Source organism: Corynebacterium ammoniagenes DSM 20306, assembly GCF_001941425.1.
Lineage (GTDB): Bacteria > Actinomycetota > Actinomycetes > Mycobacteriales > Mycobacteriaceae > Corynebacterium > Corynebacterium ammoniagenes.
The window spans coordinates 781,936-802,550 of record NZ_CP009244.1; the positions used below are offsets into that span (position 1 = coordinate 781,936).

General features: G+C 55.1%; 14 protein-coding genes. 6 read left to right on the plus strand and 8 right to left on the minus strand.

The window, feature by feature from the left end; genetic code table 11:
• Nucleotides 1-1,548, minus strand: a complete 1,548-nt coding sequence (locus CAMM_RS03710; RefSeq protein ID WP_003849464.1) for an alanine/glycine:cation symporter family protein — start codon at nucleotides 1,546-1,548, stop codon at nucleotides 1-3.
• A 251-nt stretch (nucleotides 1,549-1,799) separates the two neighbouring features.
• Here CAMM_RS03710 and CAMM_RS03715 point away from each other — a divergent pair, with 251 nt between their 5' ends.
• The 5 genes from CAMM_RS03715 to CAMM_RS03735 all read left to right on the plus strand — a co-directional run bounded on the left by CAMM_RS03715 (nucleotide 1,800) and on the right by CAMM_RS03735 (nucleotide 9,780).
• The gene (locus tag CAMM_RS03715) at nucleotides 1,800-2,510 is read left to right on the plus strand and encodes a GntR family transcriptional regulator (protein ID WP_003849463.1); all 711 of its coding nucleotides are present in this window, start codon (nucleotides 1,800-1,802) and stop codon (nucleotides 2,508-2,510) included.
• Between the two features lie 174 nt (nucleotides 2,511-2,684).
• The gene (locus tag CAMM_RS03720; protein ID WP_003849462.1) at nucleotides 2,685-3,875 is read left to right on the plus strand and encodes an NAD(P)/FAD-dependent oxidoreductase; all 1,191 of its coding nucleotides are present in this window, start codon (nucleotides 2,685-2,687) and stop codon (nucleotides 3,873-3,875) included.
• A 35-nt stretch (nucleotides 3,876-3,910) separates the two neighbouring features.
• Nucleotides 3,911-5,311 (plus strand): 2-oxoadipate dioxygenase/decarboxylase, encoded by a 1,401-nt coding sequence (hglS, locus tag CAMM_RS03725; protein ID WP_003849461.1) that lies wholly within the window; start codon nucleotides 3,911-3,913, stop codon nucleotides 5,309-5,311.
• A 27-nt stretch (nucleotides 5,312-5,338) separates the two neighbouring features.
• Entirely contained in the window at nucleotides 5,339-6,862 is a 1,524-nt protein-coding gene (amaB, locus tag CAMM_RS03730; RefSeq protein WP_003849460.1) for an L-piperidine-6-carboxylate dehydrogenase, read from the plus strand.
• Complete coding sequence (locus tag CAMM_RS03735) at nucleotides 6,862-9,780, plus strand: FAD-binding and (Fe-S)-binding domain-containing protein (RefSeq protein ID WP_003849458.1); 2,919 nt, start codon at nucleotides 6,862-6,864, stop codon at nucleotides 9,778-9,780. The genes amaB and CAMM_RS03735 overlap by 1 nt, the downstream gene beginning before the upstream one ends.
• 173 nt (nucleotides 9,781-9,953) lie before the next feature.
• On the opposite strand, the gene CAMM_RS03740 is transcribed toward CAMM_RS03735, so the two are convergent.
• The 7 genes from CAMM_RS03740 to CAMM_RS03770 form a co-directional block, all read right to left on the minus strand.
• Nucleotides 9,954-12,023, minus strand: coding sequence for an MMPL family transporter (locus tag CAMM_RS03740; RefSeq protein ID WP_003849456.1), 2,070 nt, complete (start codon nucleotides 12,021-12,023; stop codon nucleotides 9,954-9,956).
• Between the two features lie 26 nt (nucleotides 12,024-12,049).
• Nucleotides 12,050-13,015 carry a sugar kinase gene (locus CAMM_RS03745; protein ID WP_003849454.1) on the minus strand — a complete coding sequence of 322 codons (966 nt, stop codon included), beginning with the start codon at nucleotides 13,013-13,015 and terminating at the stop codon, nucleotides 12,050-12,052.
• Nucleotides 13,016-13,636 carry a bifunctional 4-hydroxy-2-oxoglutarate aldolase/2-dehydro-3-deoxy-phosphogluconate aldolase gene (locus CAMM_RS03750; RefSeq protein ID WP_003849453.1) on the minus strand — a complete coding sequence of 207 codons (621 nt, stop codon included), beginning with the start codon at nucleotides 13,634-13,636 and terminating at the stop codon, nucleotides 13,016-13,018.
• A 13-nt stretch (nucleotides 13,637-13,649) separates the two neighbouring features.
• Nucleotides 13,650-14,393, minus strand: a complete 744-nt coding sequence (locus tag CAMM_RS03755) for an IclR family transcriptional regulator (protein WP_003849452.1) — start codon at nucleotides 14,391-14,393, stop codon at nucleotides 13,650-13,652.
• Between the two features lie 12 nt (nucleotides 14,394-14,405).
• Nucleotides 14,406-15,827 carry an MFS transporter gene (locus CAMM_RS03760; protein WP_003849450.1) on the minus strand — a complete coding sequence of 474 codons (1,422 nt, stop codon included), beginning with the start codon at nucleotides 15,825-15,827 and terminating at the stop codon, nucleotides 14,406-14,408.
• Nucleotides 15,828-16,026: 199 nt separating this feature from the next.
• Nucleotides 16,027-17,967 (minus strand): fructose-specific PTS transporter subunit EIIC, encoded by a 1,941-nt coding sequence (locus CAMM_RS03765; protein ID WP_003849448.1) that lies wholly within the window; start codon nucleotides 17,965-17,967, stop codon nucleotides 16,027-16,029.
• Between the two features lie 16 nt (nucleotides 17,968-17,983).
• Complete coding sequence (locus CAMM_RS03770; RefSeq protein ID WP_003849445.1) at nucleotides 17,984-19,243, minus strand: amino acid permease; 1,260 nt, start codon at nucleotides 19,241-19,243, stop codon at nucleotides 17,984-17,986.
• Between the two features lie 202 nt (nucleotides 19,244-19,445).
• Here CAMM_RS03770 and CAMM_RS03775 point away from each other — a divergent pair, with 202 nt between their 5' ends.
• Nucleotides 19,446-20,615 (plus strand): acetyl-CoA C-acyltransferase, encoded by a 1,170-nt coding sequence (locus CAMM_RS03775; RefSeq protein WP_003849443.1) that lies wholly within the window; start codon nucleotides 19,446-19,448, stop codon nucleotides 20,613-20,615.

Below are 20,615 nucleotides of genomic sequence, written 5' to 3' on the forward strand. Positions count from 1 at the left end.
TTAGCTTCTTTCTGTATTTTCAATGACTTTGGACTTGCTGCCCATGAGGTTCACCCGTTCATTTTCTGCAACGGGTTCGACTTCACCAGCGGCCACGGACTTGCGGTAGCCGGCGATTTCCTTGCGCAGCGGCTTGGCCAAGAGGTAGATGCCCAGCAGATTCGGTACAGCAACAAGGAAGAAGGTGGCATCGGAAAAGCGCACCACGGTGTCTAGGGAGACGGAAGCACCGACAACAATCATGATGATGTAGACGACGTTGTAGATATTGCGTGCCAGCTTGCTGTCATTGAAGATGTAGGCGAAGTTGACCTGGCCGTAGTAGCAGTAGGACAAGACCGTGGAGAACGTGAACAAGATAATGCAAGCGGTCAGAACGTAGGTAAAGCCATAAGAGACAGTGGCAAAGGCATTGGTGGCCAAGGTGATGCCATCGGCGCCTTCATTGAGGTGTTCACCAGTGACGATGATGGCAATCGCGGTAAGGCTACATACAATGACGGAGTCCAAAAATGGCTCCCATGCCGCAACCAATCCTTCTTCTGCCGGACGACGGTTTTTGGTAACACCGTGTGCCAACGCTGCGGTACCAACGCCGGCGACGTTGGAAAATAGTGCTCGCTGAATACCGATGATGGCTACGCCTAAGATGCCGCCGGAGATACCTTCTGGGGTAAACGCACCTTGGAAAATCGTCACGATAGCACCAGGGATAGCGGTGAAGTTAAACGCCAGCACGATGAAGACGGCAATGGCATATAGCACCGACATGACGGGAACGAGGCGGCTGGTGGCATTGGCGATGGATTGAATACCGCCAACAAGCACAATGGCGGCGGGAATCGCGATGGCGATGCCAACGATCCAGCCGTTGTTGTACAAGAAGCTGTCTTCACCACCGGTTATATCAGTCAAGTGCATGGCTACCTGGTTGGCCTGGAAGATATTACCCGCGCCCATAACAGCCAGCGCCATGCCGATGGCGTAGAAATAGCCTAAGGATAAACCGAGTTTCGGCTTGCCAAGGGATTTGAGTCCGTACTCCAAAAAGTACATGGGGCCAGCGGCGACCGTGCCATCGTCGTTAACTCGGCGAAACATCTGGCCCAAGGTGGCCTCGGCGAGCTTAACCGCCATGCCGAGCACACCCGCGGCGGCAATCCAAAAGGATGCGCCGGGGCCACCTAGGGTAATCGCGACTGCGACGCCGGCGATATTGCCCAAGCCGATGGTGCCGGCAAGTTCTGTGGCAAAGGCTTGGAAACTGGTCACCTGACCAGGATCTGACTTCTTTGCCAAAAGGCCGCGGACGACGCGGATTGCTTGTTTTGCGTCTTTGATGGGGCGTACCCGCAGGTAGACATTACAAAAGATGCCACCGGCGACGAGCCACACCACGACGAGGGGGAGGTCTGCGCCAAAGACGGGAACGGAGAAGAACACTACGGCTTCAAGGAAGTCCACAAACGGTCCGAAGACCGATTGGATTGCGCCATCGATGCCGCTGGCTTCCTGCGCAAGAATCTGGGTTGTAATTATGGTACTCAACTTCGGGCCTTTCTTGTTGATAAGGGAAGGAGTGCGGTGCCACGAAGGTCACGATTTGATGTGAGTTACAAAATCAGCGTGTTTGTGACGTGCACCTCATGATAGGTTATCGATAACCCATAGGTGAAGTGTTTGCGAAAAGTTTCTTCTGTTGGGTGGGAAATTTATTACTGTGCCGGCGAAATTAACTCTCTAGAATCCGTCGGTAGCGAAGCGATTTAATTTAAAGCAGGTTGAAGGAGCGTTCGAAGATGACATCAAGCGAGGTATGGGCTCAACGAATTGAACAAGTTGGGCGGGAAGCCCCCATGGGGCAGGCAACGCTGAAGCAATCAACGCAAAACCTGATTAGGCAATTGCTCTTTTCCGGTGCGATGGTTCCGGGGGAGATTTATTCGGCGAATTCACTGGCCGCCCACTTAGGGATTTCCAATTCGCCCGCACGCGAAGCGATGATGGCTCTGTCGTCGCAAGGGCTTTTAGAGCCGGTGCGCAACCGCGGCTTTCGTGTGGTGGAGCTATCTGCCCATGACCGTCACGAGGTCTACGAGTTGCGGGTGCTCATTGAGGTTGAGGCCGTGCGTCGTGCGGCGTTGCGCGAGCTTAGCGAGGAAGAGCTGGACCGAATTATTGGTTTAGCCGAGCATTCGGTGGAGGTGCTACCGGCCACGCCGGAGGATCCTGCGCTTCCATATTTAAACGCTGACCACGACTTTCATATGGGGTTAGTGGATTTGATGCGAAATTCACGCTGGTCGACCATCGTGTCCGGCTTGCGCGATGAGTCGCGCGTGAATGGCGCCTATCGCCACTTGGAAAATAACCAAGGGTTGCACCATTCCGCGCAGGAGCACCTGGATATCGCGTATGCCGTGCGCGATGGCGATGCCGAACGGGCGGCGCAATTGATGATTAGACACCTTGAATACTCTCGACCTCACGATTATCCAACTTCTTTTTAGTTGCTATTTCTCCTTCTTGACTCCCGGTATCTGCTCTAAACCTGCAGGTGTTGGGAGTTTTAAAATTTTCGCCACTCAAACCTATTGCGCAGATCACAAATCTAGGGTTAGAGTTATCGATAACAGATAACTGGCAATAAGTGGCGCACGCCATAGGTGTGAAAGGAGGAAGATGTGGTTGACGTAAAAGTGCCTCTCGTTCCGAGCTATACCCAGAGGCAGCCAGAGATCGCCAGCATTGTGATCATCGGCGGAGGAATCATGGGAATGAGTGCCGCCTGGCACTTAGCATCCCGTGGTGTCACCGGCATTGTCGTGGTGGAACAACATGAAATTGGTCGGGGTTCCTCCGCCAAACCCATGGGTGGAGTACGCGCCAATTTCTCTGACCCCATGAATGTCATTCTGGGCAAGCGATCCTTGGAATCTTTCCGCACCTGGAAAGAAGACTTTGGCACCAACCTGGAATTGGCGAAAGTCGGATACCTCTTTTTGGCACGTTCCGAAGAAGAAGTAGCCAACCTAGAAGAAGCCACCAAGACTCAAAATGAGTTGGGCGTGAACTCTTCCATGATTACTCCGGAGCAAGTCGCCGAAGTCAATCCATTTATTGACCCGAAAGCCATTCTTGCTGGCTCGCTTTCTCCCGATGATGGCTACGCCTGCCCGGCAGCAGCGGTGGAAGGCTACATGCGCGCTGCTGTTGAATTAGGTGTCACGGTCATGGACCACACGGAAGTTCTAGATATTGGCACCTCCGGTGGAGCCATTGAATCCGTGACTACCCAGCGCGGAGTGATCCGCACCGAGCAAGTCATCTGCGCGGCGGGTGCGTGGTCCGCCAAAATCGGGGAGATGGCTGGGCATACCCTTCCCGTGGTACCTGTTCGCCGGATGATCGGATTGACCACGCAGATGCCGCAGGCACATCCCACGGTTCCTTTTACCTTGGATTTGTCCACCACCATGTACATGCACAACTACTACAACGGCATGTTGCTGGGCATTTCACACCCACAAGAACCAAACTTCAATCGCGATTACAGCTTCGAATGGCTCGACGCCTTCAATTCAGCAGCCGAGGTTTTCGCGCCTAGTTTGCGCAACCCGCAGTTGGATTCCGGCTGGGCGGGATTTTATGAAAACACCCCGGACCGCAATGCCATCATCGGTGCCTCTGAAAGCGTGTCTGGCTTTTACTACTGCACGGGATTTTCTGGACACGGGTTCTTGCAAGGTCCTGCCGCCGGCGAATTCATGGCTGACATTGTCCAAGACAGACCATCATTTCTTCCGCACGATGGCTATTCCACCGCGCGGTTTGAACAAGATCTGAAATCTGTCATTGAAAAGAACATCATCTAACCCCCAACCTGAATGTCGAGATTTAAGGAATAAGAATGGCATTTCAAAAGACGTGGGAGCTTCGCGCCCGCTTTGCTCGTAGCCTCTCCGAGATGTACGGCGTGGAAGTTCCCGCCTACACCACCTTGGTGGAGGTTTCAGAGGCAGTTAATCAGGACTACATGGACAAGATGGGCGCGGAGGGCGAAAGGTTAGGCACCATTGGCCGAGTCACCGCCGAGCGCCACGGCGCCATTCGCGTCGGCTCCCCGCAAGAAATGGGACAAGTAGCCCAGGTCTTTGCCGGGTTTGGCATGTACCCCGTGGGCTTTTATGACCTGCGCGATGCCGCCAAATCTTCCGTGCCGGTGGTCTCCACAGCATTTCGCCCAATTGATAAAGAGGAACTAGCGAATAACCCTTTCCGCGTCTTTACCTCCATGCTGGCGGCCGATGACCCGCGCTTTTTCACCCCGGACTTACAAGAACGCCTGCAGAATTTCATCGCGCAGCGCCAGATCTTCTCTCAAGAACTGCTGAGTATCGCCGCCAAGGCCGCACGAGATGAAGGCCTTGAAGAAGCAGAGGCCGATGAATACATCAAGCTGGCGACCGCAGCTTTTGAGCTTAACGATGAACCTATTGATGATCAGTGGTACCGCGAACTCGAGGCAATCTCGGCCGTTGCCAGCGATATTGGCGGCGTGCGTTATACCCACATCAACCACCTGACCCCACGCGTACTCGATATCGATGATTTGTATGACCGGATGGAAGCCCGTGGAATCACCATGATTGATGAAATCCAAGGCCCACCGGATTGGGACGGCCCGGATATCTTGCTGCGTCAGACCTCATTCCGGGCTCTCGATGAAGAACGCACCTTCAAATTCGCGGACGGCACCGTCGGCCCCGGTGCGTTGCGCGTGCGCTTTGGCGAAGTCGAGCAGCGCGGCATTGCGCTGACGCCCCGCGGCCGGGAACTGTATGACTCCATGAACACCGAAGTCGATGAGAAATTGGCAGCCGGCGCGGAGCACACACGCGTGGAAATCGCCCGTGGCATTTGGGAGCAGCACCTACCAAAGACGGAAAAGGGGCTGCGCGAACAGGGCCTGGGGTATTTCACGTATGAAGTCACCGGTTCCACCGACTCAGGGGAGTACGACGTCGAGCAGCTTATCGATGCCGGGGTGCTTGCACCGCAGCCCATCGTGTACGAGGATTTCCTGCCTCGTTCTGCCGCCGGCATCTTCCAGTCCAACCTGAAAGAAGAAGGCACCCGTGACAATGAACAGCAAGGAGCGGACTATGACATCGAGGCACTCTCACGCATCGTCGGTCGCGACATCGTGGAGCCGTATCAGCTGTACCGAGCCCAGGAAGAGGCCTCCTTGTTAGCCGCTGCTCAGCAGCTAGGAGTAACCATCCACCCCACACCAGCACTTCAGAACTAACCACACTGTTGAAAGGAACCTATTTCCATGGCTATCCAAACTCATGATGAACTTCTCACCACCATCAAAGACGCCCTGCAAGCATGCGGCTATGTCGGGGAACTCGGCGGCGGCAGCTTGCAAACCCGCACACCCATGACCGGCGAAGACCTCTTCGCTATTGAAGGCACCACCAAGGAACAGGCAACAGAGATGATTGCCCTAGCCGATGAAGCCTTCAAATCCTGGCGCGAAGTACCAGCCCCACGCCGCGGAAATGTGGTCAAGCGCTGGGGACAGCTGCTAGCTGAACACAAGCATGACCTCGGACTACTCGTCCAAATTGAGGCCGGCAAGTCCATCTCGGAGGCCGAGGGCGAAGTCCAAGAGATGATTGATATCTGTGACCTCGCGCTGGGACAATCCCGCATGCTCTACGGCAAGACCATGCCGTCCGAACGCCCCGGTCACCGCCTGATGGAAACCTGGCACCCCATTGGCGTTGTCGGCGTAATTTCCGCATTCAACTTCCCGGTAGCCGTGTACTCCTGGAATACTGCGAACGCCCTAGTCTGCGGCGATACTGTGGTGTGGAAGCCCTCGGAGATGTGCGCGCTTTCTGCTTTGGGCGCGCACGCCTTGCTCTCGCGCGCGATTGCCGATTGCGGCGAAGACCAAAACATCAGCCAGCTCATCCTCGGTGACCGCAACGTCGGCGAAGTCCTGCTCGATGACCCTCGCGTGGAGCTAGTCTCCGCCACCGGTTCCACCCGCATGGGCCGTGAGGTTGCACCTCGCGTGGCTTCCCGTTTCGGCCGCTACCTGCTGGAACTCGGCGGGAATAACGCTGGCATCGTCACGCCTTCTGCCGACCTCGACCTGGCGCTGCGTGGCATCGTCTTCGCTGCCGCCGGCACCGCAGGGCAGCGTTGCACCACCATGCGCCGGTTGATCGTGCACGAGTCTATCGCTGATGAACTCGTGGATAAGATTGTCGCCGCTTACAAGACCTTGACCATTGGCGACCCGCGCGATGAGTCCGTCCTCGTCGGACCATTGCTGCACCAAGGCGCTTATGACGATATGCAACAGGCGCTGAAGACCGCCAAGGAACAAGGCGGCGACGTACTCGTCGGTGGTGAGCGCGTGCTTGTCGATGACTCCGAGAAGTCCTTCTACGTCCAACCCGCCGTAGTGCGCATGCCGGAGCAATCCGACATTGTGCACAATGAAACCTTCGCGCCAATCCTCTATGTCATGACCTACTCTGACTTTAACGAGGCCATCGCGCTGCACAACGCGGTTCCACAGGGGTTGTCCTCTGCTATCTTTACCGAAAACAACTCGGAAGCAGAGATCTTCTTGTCGGCCTCCGGCTCTGACTGCGGTATCGCTAACGTCAACATCGGTACCTCCGGTGCGGAAATCGGTGGCGCATTCGGCGGTGAGAAGGAAACCGGCGGCGGCCGCGAATCCGGCTCCGATGCATGGAAGGCCTATATGCGTCGTTCCACCAACACCGTCAACTACTCCGGTGAATTGCCACTGGCTCAAGGAGTGAAGTTCCTCTAATGTCTGCCGCATTGCCACAGCGCACCTTAAAGTTTGACCGCGTGGATCCATCCGTGTTCAAACGGATGGCGCGCTCTGGCATGCGCGAAGACATGACCACCCGCGCTGCCTATTCTTCAGATGCATCCATCTTTCGCCGCATTCCCAAAGCGGTGATTGAACCGAAATCGGTCGACGATATTCGCGATGGCATCATGATTGCCAAGCACCTCGGGTGGTCAGTTATCTCGCGCGGCGGCGGGACTTCTGTCGCGGGAAATGCGTTGGGCACGGGGTTGATTATTGATACCTCGCGCTATTTCAACCGCATCCTCGACATTGATATCGAGAACCGCACCGCCACCGTGGAACCCGGTGTCGTCTGCGATGCGCTGCGCGATGCCGTCGCGGAGCACGGCCTGACCTATGGCCCGGATCCCTCGACGCACTCGCGCTGCACCATCGGCGGAATGGTGGCCAATAATGCCTGCGGTTCCCACTCCGTCGCCTACGGCACGGCTGCCGAAAACCTCGTGTCCGTCACGGTCATGCTAGCTAATGGCGAAGAAGTCACGTTCGAGGGCGGGGGAGTCAGCGACGTAGGCATCGATAAGCAATTGCATGAGCTTGTCGATGCCCACGCGGACCTTTTTGCCACCGAACTTGGCCGCTTCCCGCGCCAAGTCTCTGGCTATGGCCTGCATTATTTTTTGGACAAGCACGGTTTTGACGCAGCCAAAGCGATTGCTGGTTCCGAAGGCACCGTCGGTGTGATTACGCAGATGACCGTGAAACTCGTGGAAGTACCTCGGGCAAAAGCACTGGCTGTGCTGGGCTTTGACACTGTCTACGATGCTGCAGCGGCGGCGTCGCAACTGCGCCTGCCCGGCGTTGCCACCATTGAAGGCATGGGTGGGGATTTGCTCGATGCTCTGCGCATGAAAAATGGTCAAGAAAACGCCGGCGAGGATCTCCCCGGAATCCGCAAAGGCATTCCCGCTGGTGGCTGGCTGTACTGCGAGGTCGGCGGGGATAGCGTCGACGAGGCAATCGCCAATGCCGAAAAGGTCGCCGCCACCATCGCAACCATTGACTCGGTGGTGGTGTCCGAGCCGCAGCAGATGCGCAAACTGTGGCACATCCGTGAGGCAGCCGCCGGCGTGGTCACGCGCTTGCCTGACGGTGGAGAAGCGTGGCCGAACTGGGAAGACTCTGCTGTACCACCGGAAAACCTCGCCGATTACCTGCGGGACCTGTATGCGCTGATGGATAAATACAGCCTGCGTGGAATTCCTTTCGGCCACTTTGGCGAAGGCTGCGTGCACGTGCGCATGTCTTTCGACTTTGGCACGGACGAGGGCATCCGAATCTTTGAAAACTTCATGAACGATGCCGCGGAATTAGTCGCCTCCTACGATGGTTCTTTGTCCGGGGAACACGGCGATGGTCGCGCCCGCTCGGCGCTGTTAGACCGCATGTACTCTTCTGAGATGCGCGAGGTCTTTGGCCAGTTCAAAGAGATTTTAGACCCCGATTCACTGTTTAACCCCGGCGTGCTCGTGGACCCCGATGAGGTCACCGATGGCCTGCGCATGGCGCCCGGTCAGCGCACATTTGAAATCACGCCGGTGCATAAGTTCAGCCAGGACAAAGGCTCCATGGTCAATGCCGTCAACCGCTGCGTGGGTGTCTCCGCGTGCCGGTCAGAAGAAGATTCCATGTGCCCGTCGTTTCAGATCACCGGCGATGAAGTCCATTCCACCCGCGGCCGCGCACGCCTGTTATCAGAGATGTTCCGCGGCGAATCCGTCACCGATGGCTATGAGTCCAAGGAAGTCCTCGAAGCCTTAGACCTGTGTTTATCGTGCAAGGCTTGTGCCTCGGAATGCCCCGTCAACGTCGATATGGCGACGTACAAGTCGGAATTTTTGCACAAGCACTATCAAGGAAAACTGCGCCCGGCGGCGCATTATGTCATGGGCTGGCTGCCGCTATTAGGACACATCGCGCACAAGATTCCACTGGCCCCGCGCCTGATTGACACCGCCATGCGCACCCCGGGATTGAAGAAGCTCATCGCGTTGCTCGGCGGTCTGGATACCTCCCGCTCGCTGATCCGCTTCGCACCACAATCCTTACGCAAGTGGCACAAGAAGCATAAGACCATCGAATCCACCAAGACCGTTGTGTTGTGGCCGGATTCCTTCAACGCCTCGCTGGAAACCTCACCCGCTATTGCCGCGATCGAAGTACTGGAAGCGCTTGGCTACAACGTGGAAATTCCCCAGGAGTTTGTCTGCTGCGGTTTGACCTGGCATTCCACCGGTCAGCTGGATATGACCAAGCGCGTGCTGAAGCAGACAGCGAAAGTCATGCAGCCCTACTTGGACCGCGGCCTGACTGTTATCGGCGTGGAGCCGTCATGCACGGTCATGTTGCACAATGAGGCAACAGAGCTTTCCGATGACCCCGTCATCGACAAGCTTGCCCAATCCACCGTGTCCTTTGCTGAATTCGTGGCGCCGCTGATCAAAGAAAAAGTCGATGCCGGCGAAATCCAACCTGCCAACATTAGTGCGCTGACCCAAGTTCACTGCCACGAGAAATCGCTCGGTGACCCGCAACATTCCGCACAGCTTCTCGATGCCCTCGGCGTTTCCGAAGCCGACATCGAAACCGGCTGCTGTGGACTTGCCGGCAACTGGGGTTTTGAAAAGGGCCATGCCGAGCTATCCATGGCACTTGGCGAACGCGAGCTTTTCCCCAAGGTCCGCGATGCGGAAAAGAACAACCAGGCCGTCATCGCCGATGGCTTTTCGTGCCGCACCCACATCGGCGAAGGCACCGGCGTTGCGCCCAAGCACGTCGCGGAGATTGTGCGCGACGTGATGAAAAGCGAGTATTCGGGCGCGATGGATGTGGAAGGATCATTTTTCTGAGTGATTCTTAAAAATCTGGATATGCTAGTTCGATTTTGTCTCGTAGCGACTCATTATTCGAGCTGCGCAATGGCTGGCAGGCTATTCGCTTTCGGTCAAGGCCATCGCTATGGATGCGGAAGTAGAGCTATGGACACGCGCCGAGCACATCAAGATCAAGCTGCATCAAAAGATTAATCAATCTCATTTTGCTTTGACGGCCACCAGACCTTCTTGCCGATGTCAGTGACCAGGCCTGGAATCAGCAGGGTGCGCACGATGAAGGTATCCAAGAGGACACCGAAAGCAACAATGAATGCCAGCTGCACCATGAACATCAGTGGAATGACAGAAAGTGCCGCGAAGGTGGCCGCGAGCACTACGCCGGCTGAGGTAATAACTCCACCGGTGACCGAGAGCGAATGCAGCACCGCCTTTTCCGTGCCTTTTTCAGGGGTTTCCTCTTTCGCGCGGGTCATGAGGAAGATGGTGTAGTCCACGCCGAGCGCGACAAGGAAGATGAATCCGTACAGCGGCACGGTGGGATCTGCATTAGAGAAACCGAAGATCTGGTTAAAGACCAGTGCGGATACACCCATTGCGGAAGCGAAGCTGATTACTGTTGCAAGCAGCAACAGCACCGGAAGCACGAGTGCACGCAGCAAGATAATGAGCACGACGAGAACCACTGCTAAGACCAGTGGCACGATGACTCGCAGATCTCGTTCAGCAGTGAGGTTCGAGTCCAGGGACGTGGCAGATTCTCCACCCACGAGGATTTCGCCATCGAGGGAAGCGAATTCATCGCGAAGCAGTGCAACCGTATCTTGTGCCTTCAGCGAGTCTGCTTCCTGATTCAACGTGGCTTGAAAATAAATCCGGCCGTCGACCACGTTTGGCTCCAAGTTCATTGGAGGAGTATTCGCCGGTGCACCGGACTCCGAGGTGAGTGTTACTTGGGAGATTTCCGGATGTTTGTCCAAAATTCCCATGACGGCATCTTCCAGTTCTTGCGGTGCGATGATAGAAGCAGGCGAACCAGCCCCAGCATCGAAATGCTCATTGAGGATTGCTTGCCCGGCTTTGGCATCGGTTTCAGATAGTAAAATATCGGAGTTGGAGACACCGGTAGCACCCAGCGTCGGCAGCCAGGCAGCACCTGCGAAAAGCACGATTAAGGTGCCAACCCAGACTTTGCGGGGGCTTCCTTCGACGAGGTTAGCGACCTTGTTCCAGAACTTATGCGAGCTTCCAGACCCGGAAATCTTCGGAGTGACGGGCCAAAATGCCGCGCGTCCGCACAAAAACAGCAGTGCCGGCAACAGAGTTAATGCGGCGACCCATGCAAAGAAGATGCCGGTGGCCGCGATAGGGCCCAAGGATTGGTTTGAATTGAGATCAGAAACCAACAAACACAGTAGTGCAATGGCTACAGTCGCAGCTGATGCAGTGATGGCACCGAAAGAGGCCTTCCACGAGGCTTTCAAAGAATCCGCGACAGATTCTGTGTGCTGTAATTCTTCTCTCTGGCGTGCCACCAGAAGCAGTGAATAGTCGGTAGCTGCGCCGATAACTAAAATGGACAAGATGCCCTGGGATTGTCCGTTAAGGGCAATGATTCCGGCTTTTGCCATCCAGTAGGTGGCCAAAATAGCTGCGCACAACCCAGCGACAGCGGTGAAAATGACAAGGAATGGCAATAGCACGGCACGGTAGACCACCACCAAAATAACCAGCACCGCGGCAAGTGCGACTAACAATAGGATGCCGTCGATGCCCGCGAAAGCATTGGCCAGATCAGCGCTAAAACCGGCCGGGCCAGAAACATAGAAATCACCGTATTGGGATGGCTCAAATCCCTGGTCAGAAACCTCTGCGGATAGTTTTTCAACAACCTCGGTTGGGTCTGCGGAATCAGTATCAATGAGCGCTATGTATTCGACAGCCTCACCGTCTTCGGAAATTTGTGGGCCAATGACCTGCAAGATGCCTTCGACAGAGCCCAGAGCTTGCATCCCAGATTCCAAAGCAGCGTCGTCGACCTCATTGACCTTGCCCGTAATAATTGCAGGAATGCCTTGGTTATCTGAGAACTCTTCGGCCAGTTCACCCGCCCGCGTTGATTCCGCTGTAGCAGGCAAGAATGTGGATTTATCGTTGGTGCTAACTTCTGAAATTTTTCCAAAAGTCGGGCCGCCCACGCCTGCAATGGCAAGCCAAATAATGAGCAGTGCGAGGGCGCTCGCGATGCGAGTGAGTTTCATCCTCCCGACGATACCCCAGCTAGTAGCTAGCGGCTAACGATTTCGATGCCTACTGGGGCATCAATAAGTCGAAGCTGGTCTGGCGTGGGGTAACCTTCCCAATCGCCCGAATTTAGACAAGCAAAAGCGCCGACGCGATTTCCAGACTCCAAACACGATGCAAGATCTAGAGTCCCACTTTTTAAGAATGCATCGATGAAACCGGCAGCGAATCCATCACCGGCGCCGACCGTGTCGACGGCAGTAATCGCAATTGCGGGAACGTGGATTAGCTCATTATCACGTAATGCCCAGGATCCCTCTTCGCCTTCTTTCAGCACAACGTAGCCGGTGGTGAGGTGTTGCAGCGCAGAAAGCAAGACCTGCGGATCTGATTGCGGATCGAGGTCAGTCACCAACGCGGCCTCTGCCCGACCGGCAAAAACGATATCAGCATACGAAAGCGCTTGACGGTAAAAGGGCGCGGCTTTTTCTTGCGGCCACAGGCGTGTGCGGTGGTTGATATCAAAGGAGGTGCGAACCTTTTCCTGCTGAGCCTTCTTCAGGGCCGCCAACCCAGTCTCACGTGCGGACTTCGAAATAGCGAGGGTAATGCCGCTGGTGTGGAAAAGATCTGCGCCCGCAAAAAGATCTTCAGGGATATCTGAATCCGAAATACGCGCAGCAGCACTGTCTTTTCGGTAGTAGGTAACATCCTGCGTACCGGCTAGACCAGATGTCTTGACCATTAGTCCGGTCGGAGCATCATCGATGCTTTTCGCCCGCACATCAATACCTTCGCCGCGTAACTCTGTAGCTATCATGCGGCCGAAAGCATCTGCGCCTAACTGGCTAAACCACGTGACGTGGTTTCCCAACCGGGTCAAAGCGACAGAAAGGTTGGATTCCGCGCCGCCGAAGCCAAGCGTCATCTGAGAACGAGAGCCCTGATGCCCAGCAATATTGCTCCGGATAAGCGCCATCGTCTCACCAAGAGTCACTATGTTTGGCACTTAGGCTCCTTTCGCAGAGTCGATGCTCTCGACAAAGTTGCGAGTACGCTCAGCTAAACCGCTGTAGTCCTTGCTCTTAAACACATCGCCTAACAAGGGACCACCCACACTGACGGCAGGGGAACCTGCTTGGATCCACTCTTTGGCTTGGGCCAAATCCACACCGCCACTGGGAATTGCCTGCAGACCAGGGAAAGGTCCGCGCAGGTGCTTAAGATATTGCGCGCCGACGGTTTGCGCAGGGAAAATCTTGACGGCTTTACATCCGACCGCCAGTGCGTGCGCTACTTCGGTTGGGCTAAAGACACCGGGGATATAGCGTTCACCAGCTGCCTTCAGCACTCCTTCATTGAAATTCGGCGCAATGATGAATTTACTGCCGGCGGTCAAGGCGGTCTCCGCGTCTTGCTGATTGAGCACGGTACCGACGCCAATGTGGGCGCGGTCTGCAAACTTCGCCATGAGAGCTGGGAGGAGTTCCAGGGTGCGCGGCGTGGTTAGGGTGAGTTCAATCGTGGTCACGCCGTTGTCCACGAGTGTCTCTACTACTGGTTCATAATCTTGTGCATCCGGTGCGCGAAGCACAGCAATAACGGGTGAGGTTCCAATAATGGTGTCCATCAAATTTACTTTCTTAAAGTATGTCTGGGATGTTGAGGCTGGGCGGCAGGGTGGATTTCAATGTGCTACGAAGCAGGTTTCCCAGCTCTATTTGGCGTTCTTGTGGCATTCGGTCTGCGGGTACGGTCAGGCTCATTGCTGCAACGGGGAGTGAGCCGCGTTTAATGGCGACACCTACGCAGGAGATTCCTGCTTCATTTTCTTCAATTTCCAGCGCAAAGCCTGCGGCGTGCGCAGATTCGACGGCGCACCAGACTTGGTCAGTTGATTCATCGCCAAGAAAACCATCGAGTTCTGCGCGCGTGTTCACATGGGTGGCTAACATCGCGCGGCCCAAAGACGTGGTTGCTTGCGGGTTTACGATGCCGATGTGAGAGACCACGCGGATGGAGTGGTCAGGCTCGATCTTTTCTATGTATCGCACGCCTTTGCCCTCGGGGACCCCGACGTGGCAAAGCTCGTTGGATTGAGCGCTGACTTCAACTGCTGCCGCATGAAGAATTTCCCGAAGGTTGTCTTGTTTTAGATACACATCAGCAAGTGCCAGTGTCCGCGTGCCCAGGAAGTAGTTTCCGCTTTCTGATTCCTGTTCGGCATACCCGCGAGCTTTTAGCGTTGCGAGGATTCTATGAATGACAGCTTTGTCCAGGGATGTCTTAGATGCAATCTCTTTGATTGCCATTCCTTCTGGTCCAGCAGCTGCAAGTTCTTCTAGAACCGTTAAGGCGCGACTTAAACCTGTGAGCAAAGTAGCCATACGATCTTTCCTCTACGCAGTTCGGGCTTCACCGTCGACAGCATCGGTCTTAATGGACAGATCGCGGTCAACAGTTTCTGGTACTAACCACGATGCCACAACGGTGCAGACCATGGTAAAGGCCAAGTAGATGGCCAGTGGGATCCAGTTGCCGAACTGGAGGAGCAGCCAGGAACAAATCATGGGCGCGAAGCCGCCACCAATGACAGAAGAAATCTCACGCGCGACAGTCACACCGGCGTAGCGATAGCGAGTGCCGAACAGCTCTGGGAAGTAGCTCATCTGCACACCCACATTGCCGTAAGCAGCAAAGATGTAGCCCAAGACAACGGCGAGGGCGACCATCCAGACGACGCCCGTGTTCAGCAGGTTGAAGTATACGAAAGGCATGATGACCCCAATTGCAGCAATCAGCAGGTAGATAGGCTTGCGGCCTACCTTGTCTGAGATATAGCCCCACGCAAAGGCAGAGATGATGCCGAAGATAGCGCCGATAAGCTGGATATCAGTAATGGTGGACCGTGGGAAGAAATCATCCGTACCGTGCGCGATGACCTGGGTGGTTACAAAAGTAACGAAGAAGGTCTGCACAGTGTATGAGTTGGTATTTGGTCCCCAGTTCATGATGGCTACCAGCGCGATGCGCTTCCAACCATGCTTTACAGCCTGTACCAGTGGAGCTGCCTCTTCTTCGATCTCCTTGGTCGATTCCTTCAGCTCAGTAAATACTGGGGATTCAGTGAGGTGACGACGAATGAGCCATGCTGCGAAGGTGATCAACAGGGAGAACCAGAAGATGACGCGCCAACCCCATGCCAAGAACATTTCCTCTGGCATAAACCACTGAAGAGCAGCAAAAGCAAAGGTGCCCACGACGGTGCCGGCCGCTGCGCCCATCATCACGGTGGAGGAGAGACGTCCACGGGAGCCAGGCCGTGCAGTTTCTGTCAGCAGGGTTGCAGAGCCAGATTGTTCTGCGCCTGCTCCCAAGCCCTGTACCAGGCGAAGGACGAACAGGAGAATCGGAGCAAAAATGCCGATGGCCGCGTAGGACGGAATAACTCCGATGAGGAATGTGGCAGCACCCATGATGGCCAGGGTGGTAACCAATACCCATTTACGGCCGAACTTTTCGCCAAAGTGCGCAAAGACTAGACCGCCGAGCGGACGGGCTAGGAAGCCGACACCAAAGCCGAGGAATGACATAAGCGAACCGGCGAGCGGGTCTGCCTCAGGAAAGAACACAGAAGGGAAAACAAGCGCTGCGGCTAGGCCGTAAATGGCGAAGTCGAACTGCTCCAGCATCGTGCCGACGCCACCCGCGAGAGCGGCACGTCGAATGTTTTTATCTGAACGAGCATGCGCATAGACCTGGTCTATGTCTCGATCATGCTGCTGACTCCCATGCGTAATGGGGGAATTGGGATGACTCATCGAAGAAATCCTTTTGCGGTGGGATATGAAACTGTAGTGCGTTGAGCGCAACGCGCGTTTCTCTCAACGAAACTTAACGGATACTTTAAGTGTTGTGGAGAGGAAACGTTAAATACTGTGACAAATCCAACAAAAGACGCTTGCGGGAGAAATAAAAAAGTGCCTGACCATTCGCAGGTCAGGCACGCATTTTAAATTATTAATCCAGCACCTTTTGGATTGATGCAGCTGCATCTTCGGGGGTATTGGCAGCATAGAGCTCATCGCGGAATTCTTGTTTCATGACATTACGCGCAAGCTTCGATAGCAGTTTCAGGTGTGCTTTTCCAGCGTCTTCGGGCACTGCGATGAGGAAAATAAGCCGGGATGGTTCTTCGTTTTCTGCCCACACCACGCCGGGTTCAACCACGCGTGCAAACGCGAGAGTGGGGACAGATACCGCACTGCTGCGCGCATGGGGGATTGCCACTTGGTGGTCGACAGAGGTGGAGTGCTGCGCTTCGCGGGCTAGCGCGGCCTCGATAACCGCGTCGGGGTCAGAGAACCTGGTGCCTGACATATCTACCAATGAGGAAATGGCTTCGTCGCGCGAGTTAAATGACGCATCGAGCACAATCGTGTCTTCATCGATAAGCGCTGTGTCTAGCTTAGCCTTAGTGGCGACAGGTGAGGCGGCAGCCGTTGTTTCTGGTGTGGATTCTGGCTCAGATTCTGGCTCTGGCTTCGGGTTGCGGCGTTGGGAAACGCCTACCAGCACCAAGATGAGCAGCGCATTGACCACGACGCCCGCGGCCATGGCGATGAAGAATCCAAAGACATTGTCCACCGCGCCAAAGACAGCGACGATGGGGCCGCCGTGCATGACATTATCGGCCACGCTAAACATGCCGGCGAGGGCACCGGCGACGGCACCGCCCACGATATTTGCTGGAATGACCTGCAGTGGACGCGCGGCGGCAAGCGGAATAGCGCCTTCGGTAATACCAAAAAAGCCCATGAACAACGCGGCGATACCGGAGTCTTTTTCCGCCTTGTTAAACCAGGTGCGGCGCAGGAGTGTTGCCACACCAACCGCGAGTGGGGGAACGGCAATCGCAGTGGCGGCCATACCCATGGGCAGGGGATTGCCAGCGGCAATGAGCCCGCCGCCGAAAAGGAATGCCGTTTTATTAAAGGGCCCGCCCATATCTGCTGCGATCATCGCGCCAATGATTCCGCCAAGAACCAGGGTCGAGGCACCTTGCATGCCGGACAGGGCGACCGTGAGGGCATCGAAAAGCGATGCAACCGGAGCACCGATAAGATAGATAAATAACAGGCCAACGACCACCGTGGTGATGATGGGAATGACAATGATGGGCCAAATCGGCGCCACAAATTTGTGAACGGGGATTTTCTTAATCGCCAGCGCGACGTAGCCTGACAAGATACCCGTGATGATGCCGCCGATAAAGCCGGCGTTTGCTTCCGAGCCGTACAGGTCACCGTTGACGGCGATAAGACCAGTAATAAGGCCTGGTGCAAGGCCCGGTCTGTCCGCGATGCCAACGGCAATATAACCCGAGAGCACGGGAATCATCAGCGAGAAGGCCAAGTCACCGATTTGGGAGATGATCATCCACGGCGAATCCTCCGGGATGACCAACCCTTCTGCGGTGGCGTTGCCGCCAATCGAAAGCGACAGTGCCAGCAGCAAACCACCGGTGACCACGAATGGAATCATGTGCGAGACACCATTCATGAGAGCTTTATACAGCGTCTGCCCGAAGCTTAGGTTCGTGGAGTCTTCTTCGCTATCATCGCTTGTCGATGCAGCCTGGCTGAAAGTCGGCGCCTCCAAGGACTTTTGCAGCAGGTCTTTGGGCTTTTTAATCGCCACGTCGACGCCAGTGGCGATGAGGCGCTTGCCCACGAACCGTTCTTTGTTGATAACGGTGTCAGCGCCAATGAGGATTGCGTCAGCATTTTCGATGTCTTCGGCGGTGAAGTGACCTTCCACGCCGATAGAACCGTGGGTTTCGATCTTGATGCGATAACCCAAGTCCTCGGCGGCTGCCTCTAGGTTTTCAGCCGCCATGTAAGTATGGGCGATACCAGTGGGGCATGCTGTGATCGCGAGGATGAGCGGTTTATTCGTCATATCCCTATTAAATCACTTAAGAGACCATGTCCCAGATGGTTGCGAACAAAACAATGGCACCCATGACCATCACGAAGTAGTTGGCCTTGCGGTTGCGGAACTTCTTGAGCGCATCGACCTTGTAAATTGCATACATCGGTAACAGGTAAGTCATCAGCGCGAAGAAGATACCGCCCACGACGGAAATCATGTCCAGAATGGACGGGTTAACGACCGCAACCAGGGAAGTCACGACGAAGATGAACAGGTAGGTCCACAGGTCCATCTTGCGGGAGGGAACATCCTTGGTAGAAGGTGCGACGAGACCAACCAGGTACTTGGTGCCTTCGACGGTGCCCAAAGAGTGTCCGAAGTAAGAAGAAGCAATGGCGCAGATGACCACGATTGGTGCCATATATGCCATAAATGGCGTGCCGGTAACGTTAGCGAAGTAGGACAGGACCGGAAGGTTTTGCTCATTGGCAACGTCCATGCCGTCGGCGCCCATGGCGAGTGCACTGGACCAGACGAAGAACATGGTAAAGACCGTCAGCAAAATGGTGGCATTGCGGATAACTTTGGTGGTCTGACGGCCATGGTTTTGGCCGTAGTTGTTTTCCATGTCCAAGACGAACTGGGAAATGGCTGCGACAAACGAAAATGCGAAGACCAAAACCGGCAAGATGAGAATCATTGCGCTGAGTAGGCCGCCAGCATCTTTCGGGCCGGCGTCCATGAAGGAGCTGAAATCCCACTGCGGAATCAAGTAGAGGGAGACCGCGGCGAGGGCGATAATCAGCGGGTAGACCACAAATTGTGCGACGACCAGCATGATCTTGTCACCAAACGCCAGCGCCAGCGTCATCAGGCCAACCAGAACTGGTGCCAGAATCCATCGAGAGATGGAGGGTCCATCGAGCTGATTGACGACGAAACTATCGACGGTGTTGACGATACTGACACCGTAGATCAGTACAACGGGGAAGAACGTAAACCAATAGATGATGGCAATGACGATGCCGGCCTTCTTGCCGAAGTAGTCCGTCAACACCACTAATACGTCCTCGCCTTGGAGACGAGACGAGCTCATCATCCACGAAAACGCGAGGTGGGCGAAGTATGTCATCGGCCCAATGAGGATGGTGGCGATTAGTAGCGGCCAGAATCCGAAACTGCCGGCAGAAATTGGCAAAAACAAAATTCCGGCACCGACTGCGGTGCCGAAAAGTGTAATTGTCCAGGATCTATTGACTGAGCCTTTTGTTTCGGGTGGCTCGGTGACTTGGGTGTCAGTCATGAAATGAATTCTCCTTGCGAACCTTTTTGGGGCGTCGGTATGTTGTACCGCACCAACACAACTACTATATGGCAGCAATCACTTTAAGGAAACTTCCAACCCAGGCCAGTCCGGATGGTGGCGCACGTCACCTTGCAGGTGTACGATTTAAGACAAAAGCGTACATGTTGAATTCTTTGTTTAATTGATTGGAAGGTTTGTTATGAAGGAAACTGATGTTGTCATCGTTGGGGCAGCTAGAACCCCATTTGGAAAGCTGCTGGGAGGCTTATCTGCGGTCCCGGCAACTCAGTTGGGAGCCCATGCAATTCGTGGGGCCTTGAACAAAAATAATATTGATGCTGAACTTATTGATGCCGTCATAATGGGCCAGGTCCTCCAAGCTGGATGCGGCCAAAACCCGACTAAACAGGCCGCGCTAGCTGCGGGTATTCCCGCTAGTGCGCACACCACAACTGTGAATAAGGTGTGCTTGTCTGGGCTGAGCGCGATTATTGATGCGTCCAGACTGTTGCGCTCTGAGGAAGCGAGCGTGGTGGTTGCAGGAGGCATGGAGTCCATGTCACAAGCACCGCATCTTTTGCGTGGTTCCCGAACCGGTCAGAAATATGGACCGATGACTGCGGTTGACCACATGGATTTTGATGGTCTGCGCGCAGCGGACCTTGATATTTCGATGGGCAGTCTTTCCGAGAAATATTCCGATCGTTATCCCGTCACTCGTGAAGAACAAGATAAAGCTGCCGCCTTGTCTCACCAGCGATCTTTGTCAGCAGATTTTTCTGACGAGATAGTCGGAATTGAGGTGCAGCACCGCAAAGACACTATGGTACTGAGCCGTGATGAGGGCGTCCGAGAAGGCGTGACCACCGAGTCATTGTCCAAGCTGCGACCTGCTTTTGAAGAGGACGGAACAATTACCGCAGGAAACGCCTCTCCCATTTCTGATGGAGCCGCGGCCGTAGTACTAACTACCCGCGCGACCGCAGAGAGCAAGGGCTGGGAGGTATTGGCGACTTTACGGGCGGTCGGCCAAGTTGCAGGGCCTGATAGCTCCCTCCAAGCACAACCAGCGAATGCTCTAAAGAAAGCCCTGGATCGTGAAGGTTGGGGAGTAGAAGAACTCGACGTCATCGAGATAAACGAAGCATTTGCCGCCGTCGTTGTTCATTCGGCTAATGAACTTGGCATTTCCCCCGACCGAGTTAATGCGCAAGGTGGAGCTATTGCTATGGGGCATCCCATCGGGGCATCGGGTGCGCGGCTGGTCGTTCATGCCGCCTACGCGCTTAAAAAGGGTGCCAACAAAGCAGGTGTTTCCCTGTGTGGCGGTGGGGGCCAAGGCGAAGCATTATTAATGGAACGTAATTAA

Bases quoted from the DNA above. Each gene is read 5' to 3' on its own strand.
- CAMM_RS03715 (WP_003849463.1), top strand. From the start codon at position 1,800: ATGACATCAAGCGAGGTATGGGCTCAACGAATTGAACAAGTTGGGCGG.
- hglS (WP_003849461.1), top strand. From the start codon at position 3,911: ATGGCATTTCAAAAGACGTGGGAGCTTCGCGCCCGCTTTGCTCGTAGC.
- amaB (WP_003849460.1), top strand. From the start codon at position 5,339: ATGGCTATCCAAACTCATGATGAACTTCTCACCACCATCAAAGACGCC.
- CAMM_RS03735 (WP_003849458.1), top strand. From the start codon at position 6,862: ATGTCTGCCGCATTGCCACAGCGCACCTTAAAGTTTGACCGCGTGGAT.
- CAMM_RS03740 (WP_003849456.1), bottom strand. From the start codon at position 12,023: ATGAAACTCACTCGCATCGCGAGCGCCCTCGCACTGCTCATTATTTGG.
- CAMM_RS03750 (WP_003849453.1), bottom strand. From the start codon at position 13,636: ATGGACACCATTATTGGAACCTCACCCGTTATTGCTGTGCTTCGCGCA.
- CAMM_RS03755 (WP_003849452.1), bottom strand. From the start codon at position 14,393: ATGGCTACTTTGCTCACAGGTTTAAGTCGCGCCTTAACGGTTCTAGAA.
- CAMM_RS03760 (WP_003849450.1), bottom strand. From the start codon at position 15,827: ATGAGTCATCCCAATTCCCCCATTACGCATGGGAGTCAGCAGCATGAT.
- CAMM_RS03765 (WP_003849448.1), bottom strand. From the start codon at position 17,967: ATGACGAATAAACCGCTCATCCTCGCGATCACAGCATGCCCCACTGGT.
- CAMM_RS03770 (WP_003849445.1), bottom strand. From the start codon at position 19,243: ATGACTGACACCCAAGTCACCGAGCCACCCGAAACAAAAGGCTCAGTC.
- CAMM_RS03775 (WP_003849443.1), top strand. From the start codon at position 19,446: ATGAAGGAAACTGATGTTGTCATCGTTGGGGCAGCTAGAACCCCATTT.